Source organism: Candidatus Hakubella thermalkaliphila (assembly GCF_013281975.1).
In the GTDB taxonomy this organism is placed as follows: Bacteria; Actinomycetota; Humimicrobiia; order Hakubellales; family Hakubellaceae; genus Hakubella; species Hakubella thermalkaliphila.
The window spans coordinates 13,441-27,923 of record NZ_BLRZ01000009.1 but is presented as its reverse complement, the minus strand read 5'-3'; the positions used below and the strand labels follow the sequence as shown (position 1 = coordinate 27,923).

Sequence of the window (14,483 nt, the reverse complement as noted above, 5' to 3'; positions counted from 1 at the left end):
TCCCATCTATGGCAACCAGTCCCAGGCTTACCATCCCCAACTTCTGGCAAATTTGCACTACTTGCTTGAAGAGCTTCTTCAGCACCTTGATGTTGTTCTTGCGAAAGTCACTAATAGTACGAAAGTCTGGCTTCTGGGTGCCAGAAAGCCACATGAAGACTACGTCTTCAGCACACCTTCTGGCGATGACACGGCTGGAGGGCATCTTCTGGCTATAAGCATAAATTAGGATCTTCAGCATCATTCTGGGGTGGTATGCTGGGCGACCCTCGATTTTCTCCTGAGAAGTCAGCTCTCGGATATCCAGCAAATCAACCACTTTGTTCACCACCCTCGCTACATGGTCAGCAGAGATTAGTTCCTCCAGATAGGGTGGAAGCAAATAGCCGTTTGATTGATTATAGTCCAGATAGGGCACGATTACCTCCTCATAATCCCTCTGTTTTGCCTTCCATTATAGCTGCTTCCCCCCTGAATTTAAATCGCCTTTCGAGTACATTTTTACGTGATGCACCGAGTTCGCCTCTCATTCCTAAATCCTAGTTTCCGGACAGCCTCTATAGTTCCACGATCGCCCCTTCCTTGCATCAAAAATATAAATGTGTTATTTTCTTTCGAAGCATGAGAAATTTATAACAAAGTTGTAGCTATCCTCTGATAGGAGTGTTTTTGAGACTAAAGGGCCAGACTCGCACGGTAGATAGAGAATTTGTGGCCGAGGTAGAAAGCGAGATCGACACTGCTGTTGCAGCGTGCTACCAATGCGGGAAGTGCACCGCAGACTGTCCCCTCTCCTTCTCTTTTGATTACACCCCTAATCAGATCCTTCGCCTGATGCAGTTAGGGCAAAAGGAGATGGTTCTACGCTCTGAAAGCCTGTGGTACTGCGCCACGTGCTATACCTGCACGATCCGCTGCCCCAAAGAAATCGACATCGCCAAATTGATGAGCGTACTTCTGATCAAGGCCAGACAGGAAGGCTATGTAGCTGACCATAAGATACGCCTGGCCCAGGAGACTTTCGTAAATTCAGTGGCCAGATACGGCCGCATCTTTGAGGCCGGGCTGGTCGGCACCTACAATCTCAAATCAGGAGACCTGTTCAATAATGCCGATATTGGCCCCCGGCTCCTGGCTACGGGTAAGCTCCGATTTCTGCCCCACCGGATCAAAGGAAGGAGAGAGATCAGAAAGATCTTCGACCGCCTGAGGAGCTCAAGGAAAGGTAAGCGCTAAAAGTGACTATCAAGTACGCCTATTATCCGGGTTGTTCTTTAGAATCCCTGGCCAGGGAGTACAATGTATCCACCCGATTGGTGTGCCAGGATCTGGACATAGAGTTAGTAGAAATCCCGGACTGGAATTGCTGTGGGGCTGCTCCGGCCTGCCAGGTAGACCATATGCTCTCCTCCGCTCTTTCCGCCCGTAATCTGGCCCTGGCCGAGAGCTTCAAACTGAATGTGATGGCGCCGTGCCCCAAGTGCTTCAACCGCCTGAAAGAGGCGGATCTGGAGATGAAGGACAATCCCGATCACCTCAGAGAGATTAACAATCTCCTGGAGAAGCCCTACCACAAAGGGGTACAGGTTAAATCTCTTCTCCAGGTCCTTTATCAGGATGTAGACCGAGAGCTGATCTCCTGCCGGGTCAAAATCCCCTTAGAAGGGCTGCGAGTGGCCTGTTACTACGGGTGCATGAACGCCCGTCCGGCTGACATCAATGACTTTCAAAATCCAGAAGACCCCACCTCTATGGAAGAGATTTTGGCTCCCCTGGGTGCGGAACTGGTAGACTATCCTCTTAAGACCTATTGTTGCGGAGCCGCTTTTGGATTGGCCAGAGTGGATCTGGTTCTGAGACTGGCTAACGAGCTCTTAGAGATGGCCACTTTGGTAGGGGCGGATGTGATTGCGGTAGCCTGCCCCCTGTGCCAGCAAAACCTGGACCTGAGGCAGCTTCAGGTTAATGCCAGATACGGAACGCGCTATAATATTCCGATTCTTTACCTGACCCAGCTTATGGGATTGGCCTTCGGCCATTCTTCCAAGGAGCTATGGTTGGACAAACATTTTGTCAAATTCAGGAAGCTGCCAGGAGCCACCCAGGCAGTAAGTTCCGGAGCAAGATGAACGCCTTCAACGAAGAGGAATTTTCTCTGGATATGTGAGTTCAAGTCGAATAAGGCAGAATGGCAAGTTATTCTGGAGCTTTCAAAACTAGACCATGAACATCAGGAAATTCTTTTACCAGACTAAATTTTTCTGCGAAAAAGCGGGTAGCTTCTTATGAGAATAGGTGTCTTCGTCTGTCACTGTGGTAGCAACATTGCGGGCACGGTGGACTGTCCCCGGGTGGTGGAAGCAGCAAGGGGCTTTCCCCATGTGGTCTATGCCACTGATTACACCTACCTGTGCGCCGAGAGCGGACAGGATTTGATCAAAACGGCTATCCAAGAGTACAGTCTGGACCGGGTGGTAGTATCGTCCTGCTCTCCCAAAATGCATGAAGAGACCTTCCGCCGGGCTGCCAGGCAGGCTGGGCTCAATCCCTATCTGGTGGAGATGGCCAATATTCGGGAGCAGTGCTCCTGGATCCATTCCGACAAGGAGGCAGCTACAAGGAAGGCTATTGATCTGGTCAGGAAAGGTGTCTTCAAGGTAAGCAGGGACCAGGAGCTTTTCCCTTCCTTCTTCAAGGTGAACAAGGACGTCCTGGTTATTGGGGGCGGGATAGCCGGCATCCAGGCTGCTCTGGACGCCGCCCAGGGAGGCCACAGGGTAACTTTGGTAGAAAAGGACCAGACCATTGGCGGCAACATGGCCAGGCTGGACAAGACTTTCCCCACCCTGGACTGCTCCAGTTGCATTCTTACCCCCAGAATGGTGGATGTGGCGGTAAATGAAAGTATCGAGCTTCTGGCTTACCATGAGGTGGAAGAAGTTAAGGGATATGTGGGCAATTTCGATGTCAAGATCAGAAGGAAAGCCACTTACGTGGACTGGAGCAAATGCACGGGATGTGAGGAGTGTGTGGGTAAATGCCCGGCCCGGATCTACGATAAGTTCAACCAGGGCCTGGGGAGAACTAAGGCCATAAGTCTTCCCTTCCCCCAGGCTGTACCTAAGAAAGTTACTATCAAGAAGGATTTCTGTCACTTTTTCCTGAAAGGAAAATGCCGGGTCTGCGAAAAGGTCTGCCAGTTCGAAGCTATCAACTTTGATGATCAGGACCAGATCATAGAAAGAAAAGTTGGGGCCATCGTGGTGGCTACCGGATATGAGGCCTTTGATCCCATTGCCTATCTGGAGTATGGCTTTGGAAAGTATAAAGACGTCATAACTTCGCTTCAGTACGAGAGAATGGTCTCTGCTTCCGGTCCCACCATGGGACACATAAAGAGGCCCTCCGATGGCGAAGAACCCAAAACCATAGTTTTTATTTCCTGCGTCGGCTCCCGGGACCGGGCTAAAGGCAGATCCTATTGCTCGGTAGCCTGCTGCATGGCCATGGCCAAACAGGCTATCCTTACCAAAGAGCATATTCCCGATTCCACCAGTTACCTCTTTTATATCGATATCAGAGCCGGAGGAAAGGGATATGAGGAGTTCGTAGATCGGGCCCGGGAAGAGTATGGAGCCCAGTACGTGAGAGGCAGAGTGTCCAAAATATACCAGAAGGGTAAAAAGCTGGTAGTTAAGGGTACCGACACTCTTTTGGGCATGCCTATTGAGATAGAAGCTGATCTGGTTGTTCTGGCTGTGGGGATAGCACCTCCCCAAGATGCACCTGAGCTGGCTCAAAAGCTCAATATCTCCTATGATCAGTATGGTTTCTTTGTGGAGAGTCACCCCAAACTCAGACCTGTGGAGACCAACACTACCGGGGTATTTCTGGCTGGAGCCTGCCAGGCCCCTATGGATATTCCTGCCTCCGTGGCTCAAGGAAGTGCTGCCGCCGCCAAAGCCCTGGGCCTTCTGGCCAAGGACGAGCTGGAGGCCAGCCCCATAGTGGCCAGTGTGGAGATCAAGAGATGTGTGGGTTGCTTCAAGTGTGAGGCTGTGTGTCCCTTCAGCGCCATCCAGCGTCAGGAGCTCCGAGACGGAATAATGGTATCCAATGTCATCAGCACCGTCTGTAAGGGATGTGGCCTGTGCGGAGTGGCCTGCCCCACCGGGGCCATAAAGGTAAATGGGTTTACTGATGAGCAGATACTGGCGGAGATGGAGGCACTGTTACTATAAGCATTAGGCCTGAAGTGTAAGGCATTAACGAAGAGTTTTCTGGTTAGGAAATAAGCCAGAATGAAATAAGGACGGAACTGCAAAACCAGATTTTGGGTCAATTTGCCGTCCGATTTAGATTCGCAGGATGGGGTCAAATACTAAAGTTGGGCCCTTTTTGCAGGGACGCCAATAGGGCTAACAGGGGAACAGGAACTCTCGGCTAGAAGGCAGAGAAAATTTATGGACATCAGTAATACCTTAGACCAGAAAAATGGAATAAAGATCGTGGCCTTCCTCTGCAACTGGTGCTCCTATGGTGGGGCGGATGCCGCCGGAACAGCCCGCCTGAAACAGCCTCCCCAGGTACGGATCATCAGAATACCCTGCTCTGGGTGGATCAACCCCCTCTACCCTCTTAAAGCCTTCAATGAGGGGGCCGATGGAGTCCTGATCTCGGGCTGCCATCCTGGAGACTGCCATTACGCCGAAGGCAACTATTATGCCCGCCGCAGATTGGAGGTTCTGGGACATTTTCTGCCCTTTATGGGAATAGATCCCCAAAGATTCAGATATAGTTGGATCTCTGCCACCGAAGCCCAGGAGTGGCAGGCTCTCATTACCGAGTTCACGGAAAAGATAAGAGAGTTGGGGCCGATTAAGAAACATGTAGAGGTATCTTAAAAGTCATATTTTAGGGAAAACTTGCAAGGGCTTCTGGTCATCTGTGAGTTGGGGAGGCAGAGATGCCTTTCTGAGACTTCATACCGGGGCAACCAGACACAAGGGCATTTGGAGAGCATCACCCTAAGAAAATTCCAAGTCCGATGCTGTTTGGCAAAAGAGTAATTAGCGAGAACCTCCTGGTGGACGTCAGGAGTCTAAGGTTAGCAGAATGAAAGAAGTGGAGTCCAGGCTAAAAGAAGAAGTTAAAAAAATACTGGATGAAGTAGCCTACGTGGTCGGTTACCAGGAGGGACTTACTCCTCTTTCAGCCCGCCCTCTGTTTATCAGAAACCCTAAAGAGGTAGATCGGCTCGTTTACAATGATTTCTGTGCCCCTAACCTGGCCAACTATGTCAAAAAGTCCGATCAGAAAATAGGAATCGACCAAAAAGTGGGGTTAATAGTCAAAGGATGCGACTGTCGATCGGTGGTCCAACTCCTTCAGGAAGGAATACTGAAGAGAGAAAATCTAATCCTGATCGGAGTACCGTGCCGCGGCATGATCTCCTTTAAGAAGATAGAAAAGCTCTTTGACCCTCTGGAGACCTATCTGGCCGAGGTAAGAGACAAGAAGTTGAAAGTCCATCTGGCCCAGGGGGAAGAAAGTTACCATCTGGAAGATGTAGTCTTTGAAAAATGTCTGTGGTGTGAGACCCGGGAGCCTCTTGTGGTAGATATCATGATCCAGGGCCCCCTATCTCTCGAACTGGAGCAGAAAGAGAAAGACTTCGATATTGTGGAACTGGAGCAAAAAGAGCCTGCTGAACTCTTCGACTTCTGGACCGCCCAGTTCGAAAAATGTATAAGGTGTTATGCCTGCCGAAATGCCTGCCCTCTGTGCTACTGCCAGGATAATTGCCTGGCTGATACCAGACAGCCCCACTGGCTGGGCCAGCAAACAGATGCTCTCAATAATTTCATGTACCACATGATTAGAGCCATGCACGTGGTGGGACGCTGCACCGGATGCCAGGAGTGCGAGCGGGTCTGCCCGGTAGATATCCCCATCTCCAAAATATTTCGCAAGACTTCTATGATCACCCAACAACTTTTCGACTATATCCCGGGAATGAAAGTAGAAGATGTACCTCCACTTCTCACTTTCAAGAAAGACGAGAAGTTCTGAGGACAGGATAGGGTAACAATGACTCTGAAATTTCTACCATCAGAAAGACTACAGGATCTGCTAGAGGAGCTGAGCCGGAACAGGAAACTGATAGTTCCAGCCAAGTCTGAAGCCATGATCCTGTTTCAAGACTTCGGAGAGGATGTGCATCTTGATCTGGCTAACCTGAGCCGACTTTCGGCCAAAGAAGCTGCTTTCCCCCAGACGGAGACGCTATTAAGCTTCGGCTATGAGAAAGAAACAGAAAGTTCGGAGCCCAATAAAGTAGCCCTCCAGTGTGAGCCAAAAGAGAAAGAGACCATCGTTTTCGGACTCCGGCCCTGCGACGCTCGAGCCCACCTTCTCTTGGACAAAGTCTATCTGGATGACAGGTATCCAGATCCCTACTATGGAGCAAGAAGGGGAAATCTGACCCTGATCTCCCTGACCTGCGCCCGTCCCCAAAAGACCTGCTTCTGCACCTCTGTGGGAGGTAGCCCTTCGGACAGAGAGGGCTCGGATATCCTCCTTACGCAAATTGAGGGAGGATTCCTGGCCGAGGGAGTGTCTGAGAAAGGCAAGAATATTATAGCCCTGAATCTGTTTCAGAATTCCACCCAAGAAAATGAGGAACAGGCCGAAGCGGTAAAGAAAAGAGCAGCGGAGAGCCTTACCCTGGCCCTGGATCTGAACGGAATAGAGAAAAGGCTCATGGACAACTTCGAGAACGAGCTGTGGTCAGAACTTTCGGCCCCTTGCCTTAACTGTGGCATCTGCACCTATGTCTGCCCCACCTGTCATTGTTTTAACATCACTGATGAACAGAGGGGACTGTCCGGGCAGAGGATAAGGACATGGGACTCCTGCATGTATCCCCTCTTCACTCTGGAGACCAGCGGACATAATCCCAGATCTCTGAAATTGCAAAGGTTTCGCCAGAGATTTAACCACAAGTTCAGCTACTACCCCTCTCTATATGGAGAGTTTTTGTGTGTAGGCTGTGGCCGCTGCATCCTTTCCTGTCCAGCAGGGATCGATATCCGAGAAGTTCTAAAGGAATCGCCCATGCACCGCGGCGCACCACGTCGCATGAAAATTGGGTTATTTTCAAGGGAGCACCTGGAAAGATGATAATAATCTTTCTCCCTGGAGGTCATGGGATATGGCGGAAAATGTAGTAGGGCCTAAAAACCCCTATCTTCCCCAAATCGCCACCATAAAGAAAATCGTGGTAGAGACTGGAAACATAAAATCCTTCTACCTGGTGCTGAACGATACCAGACACATGGAAAATTTCGCTTTTGAGCCGGGGCAGGTAGCTCAGCTCTCCCTCTTTGGGGTGGGAGAGGCCACCTTTGGCCTGGCTAATTCCCCTACCCGCAGAGAGACTCTCCAGTTCAGCGTCATGAAAGCCGGCGAAGTAACCTCAGCTCTCCACGACCTGGCTGTAGGTGACCAGATAGGACTGCGCGGACCTCTGGGAAACTGGTTTCCTTACCAGGACATGAAGGGTAAGAACGTAGTCATAATAGGAGGGGGCATTGGCATAGCCCCTCTGAGATCCTTGATCCAGTATATGCTGGATACCAGAGATGACTACAATGAGATAACCATCATCTATGGTGCCCGGTCACCTCAGGACCTTTGTTACCAGGAGGACCGGGAAGAATGGGAGAAGAGAAATGATGTGGATCTCATTCTGACTGTCGACAGAGAGTTTCCCGGCTGGGATAAGAGAGTGGGTTTCGTCCCCACAGTCCTGAAGGAAGTGGCACCATCCCCCAAGAATGCGGTGGCAGTCACCTGTGGACCACCTATTATGATCAAGCTGGTGCTTCAGGAACTGGAGGCCCTGGGTTTCAAGGACGATCAGATCATAACCACCCTGGAAAAAAGGATGAAGTGCGGGATCGGAAAATGTGGGCGATGCAACATCGGCCCCAAATACGTCTGTGTGGATGGTCCTGTCTTCAGCCTGGCGCAACTAAGGCAGTTGCCTGATGAGTTGTAAGGCAGCCAGGCACACGCCTGCAATTCCGCCGCAAGGTTTCGACTCAATCGGGACGCCCGAGAGGAATAGAGTGATTCGCTCGCAGAAAAAGGTTATAGCCCAAAGCTTTAGGCCCAGGATGTCGTAGCCTCCTCGAAAGGGAACGGCGAGAGCCCGGGAGAGGCTGGGGGGTGTTCCCTCTGGAACCCGTGGCTTCAGCCATGGGGAGGCTCAGTTAACTATCGGGTCAGAGTGACTTTCCTCAAGCCCCTAGGGTGAGCAGGGTCATAGCCCTTTATGCGGGCCACATGATAAGCAAGAAGTTGTCCGGCCATGACATAGGGCAGGGGCGAAAAGACCTCTGGTACACTCACCGGAACTTTCAGGGGAAGATGAGCCAGCTCCAGCATCTTTTCATCGTCGGAGATAATCATCAATTCCGCTCCCCGAGATCCCACCTTCTTGGCCAGTCGCTGCATCTCGACAAGAGTGCTTCCCGGGGGGCAATCATAATCACTGGCAGATCTCTCTCCACCATAGCTATAGGGCCATGCCAGAAATCAGCAGCGGAATAAGGTTCAGCCACGATGTGGCTGGTCTCCTTGAGCTTGAGGGCTATCTCCAGAGCCGTAGCATAATTGTATCCTCGCCCAATGACCACACACCTTTCTGCATAGCGATATCTCTGGCTGTACTCCCGTATCACCTCATCCAGAGAAAGGACCTTCTCCAGATGAGAAGGGAGACTTTTAAGCTCCTTCAACATCGACTCCTCCCCATTGAGCTCGGCGGAAAGCAGGGCCAACAAGGCCAGTTGGGTAGTGTAAGTCTTGGTGGCAGCAACACTTTTCTCTTCACCAGCCCGGCAAAGAAGGGTGTACTCTGCAGCTCGGGCCAGAGGTGAATCCCCCTCATTGGTAATAGCCACGGTAAGCGCTCCCTGGCGACGGCCTTGCCGAACCACAGCTACAATGTCAGGAGACTGACCTGACTGAGAGATCCCCATGACCAAAGCTTGCGCCAGCCTGGGGGGTGACTTATAAAGAGTAAAGAGGGAAGGAGCAGCCAGAGCCACCGGCAGATGATTGATGGCACCAAAAAGGTATTTGGCATAGGTGGCGGCATTGTCAGAGGTACCACGGGCGGCAATGAATATAAATTCTAGGCTGCGGGCCCGTATCTTTCCCGCAACTTCACTAACCCTCCCGGCCTCGGTCTGAAGCAAGTGGCGGATTACCTGGGGTTGTTCCATGATTTCCTGGAGCAAAGAAGATATCGTTTTGACCATTGTACCTCTTCCTCTACTTTTCAGAATACTCAAAATAGTCCTCCCATAATCTGCGAACCTCTTGAGGCAACTGTAGTTCCGGCAGGATGGATCTTATTTCTTTCCAGTCCAATTGGGCTACATCTTCAGCTCTCCCATAGGATAGAACCTGTTGGATATACCACTTTCTTTGCCAGGGGTCTGAAAGATCAATCTCTCGGTCAGTTGACCAGACGATATATCGTTTAGGTTTCATAAGAAAGCGCTCCCTTTCTCCTTTAAAAACTGCCCCTGGGCTGGTCAATAAGATGATCCTCCACCGGGCCGCTACCCTAAATGCTTCTAATCCTAAACTGCTATCCTCAGTTCTATGGCATCATATTTCACCTTTGGGGCTATCTCTTTTCTGCCTTCCTTCCTCCTTCTGACCTCGACCAGCCCCAGATTGGTCAGGAGCTCCACATCGTCCGCTACATTCTTGATATCTCTTTCGGCTAATTTTGAAAGCTCGTGTATGCTCTGAGGACTATGTTCCTTTATAAGGTGAATGAGCTCCAATCTCTTGGGAGTCAAAGCCTTCCTGAAGGCCTCTATGCTCTCAAAGTAGATTCCAACCTCCTTTTTTACTTCCTCTCCTTCTTCAATAGCCTCTCCAGCCCTTACAAAATCCTCCAGAACTTCTTTGACTTCCCTTATGCCCACTTTAATCTTCTTTACTCTCATAGACTTTCCTCCCTATATCTTTCAACGTCTCTGTAAAAGTCCTCTGTAAGCTTTTTCAGTCCCCTAAACTTATAGGGCTCCATTCTGTTGCTATAGTGCCTGTGGTCTCCCCTACCTTCTCCATTGTCGTAGCCTATAACCCTTTCTCCCCCTACTATATAGACAAGAGAGTACTTATAGCCGTGAAATTTATCAGAAGAAGGATCGACTCTCCACATCTTGACCTCAATGATATTACCATCCTCATCATAGACCTTATTGGGTCTTATGAGTTTTGCCTTCATTGAGGGTATGATATACCAATAGTGGTGCTGGGTCAAGACACGGCTTTACTATGAGATGACAGAAAAACTCGAAGATGGAGAACCTCTCTCTGCGGCGTGGTGCTCTTCTGGGTCAGCCTGAAAATAGGGGAGTTGGAGCAAATACCGGAGTAACTATTAGGAAACTAGACAAATTGTCACCACAGAGGCGGCAGAGTTTTTTAAGATATCTCTCCGGCCAGCCCCAAAACCCATCTCCTCAAGCATCTTAAACTACTGCACAAGTCGTTCTGAGGGCGCCGAAAGCCACAAGCCTTCCACGCCCTCAGATCTCTACCTTCAACACGCATAGGCCTCGGCCTTGGCTGTTTCCAGACGAAGGAAGGGCGCGTAGCTGAATCGAGGTTCAGCCAGGCGTCGGGCCAGGTCGCCCAGGTCAGCCCGACGCTTGATTAGCCCGGTGAACACACCCGCTCCCTCGATCTCCCCTACCAACAAGGCCCCCACCAACACGTTGTCCCATAGTACCAGCTTGCGGTAGGTGTCGCCCCGCCGGCTAGTGTAGACCTGATAGCCCTTATCTGGTGGCAGGTCCACCACTCCTACAGCGATGACTGGAATACCCGCCACTTCCAAGGCGTTGAGCCGCTTGAAGGCACCTTCGTATTCTGTGACCCCACCAGCCATGTTCTCCCCGGCGATGCGACCCATCTCGGTGGCGTTGGTCCAGGTACCACTCACGATACTCTCCCCAGTAACAATATCGGCCGTCTCCACTACATCGCCAGCAGCGTAGGTATCCGGTATGCTGGTCTGAAGATACTTATCTACCAGTATCCCCCCACGCCAATCCCGGCATCTCGAGCCAGCTCCACATTGGGAACAACTCCTTTCCCTATCACCACGAGATGTGCCAGCAAAGTCTGGCCAGTGCTCAGAACTACCTCCTCGCCCTCCGATCCTCGACCAATCTCCATAACATCGCAGCCAGTTATTACGCAAACACCAGTAGCCTCAACCTGCTGTCTGACCATCCCTGCAGCCGTATCATCCAACATCTGGGAGAGAATCTGCGGGGAGCTCACCACCAGCGTGACCGACACCCCCCGTCTCAGCAGGGCCTCGGCGGTCTTCATTGCCACCGGGCCTCCGCTGGCGGATGGCCAGGGCATCGTCCCACTGGCGCAGCACGAAGACGCCGGGGTCCTCAACTCCGACGATGGGTGGCCGGACTGCAGAGCTGCCCGTGGCCAGAAGAAGCTGGTCGTAGAGTATCTGCTGACCATCGTCAAGCAACACAGTTTTGTCACTTGGGTCGATCCTGGTAGCTCGGCGGCCCAGGTGCAGAGCCACACCCTGAGGCAGGTGTAGCTCATCGCGGAAGAGATCTGCCTCCGGCCGTTCCCGGTCAATAAGAAAGGGAATAAGGGGCCGGTAGTAGGCGGGGCGAGCTTCGTCGCCAATGAGCGTAACCTCGCCTCCCGGATCGCTAGTTCGGATGGCCCGGGCCGCAGCATTACCTGCGGCACTGTTTCCGATGATCACGTAACGCATGGTTATCACCCTCCTGCCGCGGCAGCCCGAGCAATGACCCCTGCCGCAGCCCGCCGCACGCCGCCAGTGAACTCCTCAGCCTCGGCGTAAACTAGCGCCTTAGTCGGACAGGCCTTAACACAGGCTGGCACCTCCAGATCTGGGCAGAGGTCGCACTTGACAGCAATGCGCCGCTCCTTTTGCCAGCCCACCACTCCGTAGGGACAGGCCATCATACAGTTCCAGCAACCCACACAGCTCTGGTCCCGGCCCAATACCACTCCCCGCTCGTCCCGATAGATAGCTCCGCTCATACAGGCTTCCAGGCACGGCGCCGGATCGCAGTGGCGGCATAGCAGTGGCACCTTCTCTCCATTGCCCAGCTCCACGTACAACCGATAGCGGGGCCGCGGTGTTTCAGTTATGGCAGCAAAGAGACTCTTGGAAGCAGAATGTTCCACCGCGCAGGCGAGCTGGCAGGAGTGGCAACCGGTACATCTATTCAGACGTACGAAGATCTCTTTCATATCGCCAATCCCCTCCTTCTCTCCTCTATCGCCCCGAGCAGCTTCTCTGCTGCTGTCACCGGATCTGTCTCGACGATGAAGTAGCCGCCGAAGAGTGATTTAAGGTCCTCAGTGAGCACTTTAGCTACGGTGGGACCACCTAACACCGGTGGTACCACCCCCACGTGGGTGGGGAGCCCCGCTGCCACCGCCCAGGTGCCGATGGCAATGGCTTTCTCCGTGGTCGCCTCAGGTGCGCTGCCCACAACCGGGAGCCTGTCCAGATCAACACCCAGTTTATTGGCCACAGCCACCGCCACATCAGCGGCACGAGTGTTATCCACGCAGGAGCCCATGTGCAGCACCAGAGGCAACGGGCCGCCCAGCCCCGCTGCCTGACCCACAGCCGTCAGCACCGCTTTCAGGCCGTCTCCAGCGTACTCGCTGGTCGCATCGCCGGTCAGAAGCCCATGGCGAGCAAAAGCCCCAGCCCCGCAACCAGTGGCCAGGAGAAGCACGTTCTTGCTGGCCAGCTCCTTAGCCATGGCGATATAGCCACTATCCTGGGGCACCCGTACATTGTTACACCCGGCAAACAGGCATACCCCCTGGACGTTACCGTTGACGATGTTGTCAATCAAGGGTTTCAGGGGATCCTCAGCGTTCACCTGGCTCAAGGCTCCCACGATGACCTCAGTAGGAAAGCCAGCCACAGCCGTGCTCTGATGGGGCGGAATGTTAACCTTCTTGGGGTCGCGCTGCTTGAAGGCCTCGATCCCCTGGCGGATGATCTTCAGCGCCGTTTCGCGCGCCTTCTCCTCACTAAACTCAATGTGGGTGGCGCCGGAGATCTTGACAATGGGCATGATGGTGATCAGGCGGGTGTGATAGCACTCGGCGGCCATAGCCAGCCCGGGCATAATACACTGATAGTCCACTACTATGGCCTCCAGCGCTCCGGTCAGCACAGCCAGCTCCTGTGAGACCGAGTGGGTAGCTGAGGGGATGCCGTGCCGCATGAGCACCTCGTTGCCAGTACAGCAGATGCCCACCAGATTCACCCCTGCCGGCGCTCCGGCGGCCCTGGCTTCCTGGTCCAGTTCATGGGCTACCTGGGCAATGATATCGGACAGCACAGGATTGTGGCCGTGCACAGCCATGTTGACCGCATCAGGCTTGAGCACACCCAGGTTGGCCTGGGTGATCACCGGTTTGGGAGTGCCGAAGAGAATGTCGGCCAGGTCGGTGGCCATATGCATGCCCGCGAAGTCGGCCAGGGCGCACTTGACCCCGCCCAGGAGCAGGTTGACCGGGTCGGCGTCACACCCATAGGAGGTGCGCTGCATGACCTCGGAGATGACCGAGTCAATGCCCGTGGGCACGACCCCATGTCTGAGAAAAGTCTCCACCCGGCCCTGGGTGACGTTGGTTACGGCCCAGGCCACTGGTGTTTGCTTTTCGGAAAAGTCAGCCAGGGCTGCCTGGGCCACCTCTTTGGCCAGCTCGTCGACGGCCTTGCCGTCGGCTAGGATGCCCAGACGGGCAGCCACCGCTTTCAGCTTAGCTTCGTCCTTATAGGATAGTCAGCAGCCTGGCCTTGGGCCGATCTCAAAAATCAGCATATTCAACCGCCTCTAGCCGCTCCAAGTCCTCCTTCAGTTTCTGTAGAATTCTATACTCCCCAGCCCACTCTACATACTCCATATCTCCTTCGAAAAGGTCTTCCGCTGCCATCTCCGATATGAACTTTTCCGAGGGGACCTGGTACTTGGCCTCAAATTTGGCGAGTTTCTTCCGGGTTATCTCTAGCCCCAGGCGAATCCGGGCCATCTTACTTTCTATGGCTCCTCTGACTAACTGTAAGGCTTCGTAGTTAAAATTCGAGGCCCTTATCTCGATTTTTGCCATCCCTATCCTCTTTTTCGGCTCAGAGAAGGCCAGTCCTTTCTCCTCAAAAAACTTCCTCTCCGTTGCCCAGGGATATAATACCACATCTGATGATGGGACAAAGTCGTACACTCTGCTTAGTGACCTGCACCGAGTTTCTCGCTCACCCCGCACCAGCCACGGAGATACTCCACTTAATGAAGGAAGTTCGTATCGGATTGTACATGCCCTGCTGGCCCAAATTCGGAGAGTGGATAATTGTG

At 52.7% G+C, this 14,483-nt stretch carries 17 protein-coding genes and 1 pseudogene; 7 read left to right on the top strand and 11 right to left on the bottom strand.

All coding sequences use genetic code 11. The features are described from left to right. Positions 1-418, bottom strand: a 418-nt coding sequence (locus HW443_RS01835; protein ID WP_176237851.1) for a transposase, incomplete at its 3' end; no start/stop codon positions are given. Between the two features lie 251 nt (positions 419-669). On the opposite strand from HW443_RS01835, the gene HW443_RS01830 reads away from it, so the two are divergent. From HW443_RS01830 to HW443_RS01800, 7 genes are all read left to right on the top strand, one after another. Next, positions 670-1,236, top strand: a complete 567-nt coding sequence (locus HW443_RS01830) for a 4Fe-4S dicluster domain-containing protein (RefSeq protein ID WP_176231343.1) — start codon at positions 670-672, stop codon at positions 1,234-1,236. A 2-nt stretch (positions 1,237-1,238) separates the two neighbouring features. Beyond that, positions 1,239-2,129: a CoB--CoM heterodisulfide reductase iron-sulfur subunit B family protein gene (locus tag HW443_RS01825; protein WP_176231342.1), complete on the top strand. Its 891-nt coding sequence runs from the start codon at positions 1,239-1,241 to the stop codon at positions 2,127-2,129. Positions 2,130-2,285: 156 nt separating this feature from the next. Continuing rightward, on the top strand, positions 2,286-4,241 hold the full coding sequence (locus tag HW443_RS01820; RefSeq protein WP_176231341.1) for a CoB--CoM heterodisulfide reductase iron-sulfur subunit A family protein: 1,956 nt from the start codon (positions 2,286-2,288) through the stop codon (positions 4,239-4,241). Between the two features lie 222 nt (positions 4,242-4,463). Beyond that, positions 4,464-4,904 carry a hydrogenase iron-sulfur subunit gene (locus HW443_RS01815; RefSeq protein WP_176231340.1) on the top strand — a complete coding sequence of 147 codons (441 nt, stop codon included), beginning with the start codon at positions 4,464-4,466 and terminating at the stop codon, positions 4,902-4,904. 211 nt (positions 4,905-5,115) lie between these two features. Beyond that, positions 5,116-6,072 carry a 4Fe-4S dicluster domain-containing protein gene (locus tag HW443_RS01810; RefSeq protein ID WP_176231339.1) on the top strand — a complete coding sequence of 319 codons (957 nt, stop codon included), beginning with the start codon at positions 5,116-5,118 and terminating at the stop codon, positions 6,070-6,072. An 18-nt stretch (positions 6,073-6,090) separates the two neighbouring features. Then, entirely contained in the window at positions 6,091-7,182 is a 1,092-nt protein-coding gene (locus HW443_RS01805) for a 4Fe-4S dicluster domain-containing protein (RefSeq protein ID WP_176231338.1), read from the top strand. A 31-nt stretch (positions 7,183-7,213) separates the two neighbouring features. Then, positions 7,214-8,062, top strand: coding sequence for an FAD/NAD(P)-binding protein (locus HW443_RS01800; protein WP_176231337.1), 849 nt, complete (start codon positions 7,214-7,216; stop codon positions 8,060-8,062). A gap of 218 nt (positions 8,063-8,280) precedes the next feature. On the opposite strand, the gene HW443_RS13580 is transcribed toward HW443_RS01800, so the two are convergent. The 10 genes and pseudogenes from HW443_RS13580 to HW443_RS01755 form a co-directional block, all read right to left on the bottom strand. Continuing rightward, positions 8,281-8,475, bottom strand: coding sequence for a phosphoheptose isomerase family protein (locus tag HW443_RS13580; protein ID WP_308748290.1), 195 nt, complete (start codon positions 8,473-8,475; stop codon positions 8,281-8,283). After that, positions 8,475-9,329 carry an SIS domain-containing protein gene (locus tag HW443_RS01795; protein ID WP_308748289.1) on the bottom strand — a complete coding sequence of 285 codons (855 nt, stop codon included), beginning with the start codon at positions 9,327-9,329 and terminating at the stop codon, positions 8,475-8,477. Before HW443_RS01795 ends, HW443_RS13580 begins: the two co-directional genes overlap by 1 nt. Before the next feature lie 13 nt (positions 9,330-9,342). Continuing rightward, the gene (locus HW443_RS01790; RefSeq protein WP_176231335.1) at positions 9,343-9,564 is read right to left on the bottom strand and encodes a hypothetical protein; all 222 of its coding nucleotides are present in this window, start codon (positions 9,562-9,564) and stop codon (positions 9,343-9,345) included. A 92-nt stretch (positions 9,565-9,656) separates the two neighbouring features. Then, the gene (locus HW443_RS01785; protein WP_176231334.1) at positions 9,657-10,031 is read right to left on the bottom strand and encodes an HVO_A0114 family putative DNA-binding protein; all 375 of its coding nucleotides are present in this window, start codon (positions 10,029-10,031) and stop codon (positions 9,657-9,659) included. Next, positions 10,028-10,315: a toxin-antitoxin system TumE family protein gene (locus HW443_RS01780; protein ID WP_176231332.1), complete on the bottom strand. Its 288-nt coding sequence runs from the start codon at positions 10,313-10,315 to the stop codon at positions 10,028-10,030. Before HW443_RS01780 ends, HW443_RS01785 begins: the two co-directional genes overlap by 4 nt. 318 nt (positions 10,316-10,633) lie before the next feature. Next, positions 10,634-11,035: an NAD(P)/FAD-dependent oxidoreductase gene (locus HW443_RS13250; RefSeq protein WP_258188921.1), complete on the bottom strand. Its 402-nt coding sequence runs from the start codon at positions 11,033-11,035 to the stop codon at positions 10,634-10,636. 51 nt (positions 11,036-11,086) lie between these two features. Further along, positions 11,087-11,848, bottom strand: a pseudogene (locus HW443_RS01770) (NAD(P)/FAD-dependent oxidoreductase); the annotation flags it as partial. A gap of 5 nt (positions 11,849-11,853) precedes the next feature. Continuing rightward, entirely contained in the window at positions 11,854-12,354 is a 501-nt protein-coding gene (locus HW443_RS01765; RefSeq protein WP_176235557.1) for a 4Fe-4S dicluster domain-containing protein, read from the bottom strand. Beyond that, positions 12,351-13,883 (bottom strand): anaerobic carbon-monoxide dehydrogenase catalytic subunit, encoded by a 1,533-nt coding sequence (gene cooS / locus HW443_RS01760; RefSeq protein WP_258189823.1) that lies wholly within the window; start codon positions 13,881-13,883, stop codon positions 12,351-12,353. Before cooS ends, HW443_RS01765 begins: the two co-directional genes overlap by 4 nt. 58 nt (positions 13,884-13,941) lie before the next feature. Next, positions 13,942-14,241, bottom strand: a complete 300-nt coding sequence (locus HW443_RS01755) for a hypothetical protein (protein ID WP_176237850.1) — start codon at positions 14,239-14,241, stop codon at positions 13,942-13,944. Between the last annotated feature and the right edge of the window lie 242 nt (positions 14,242-14,483).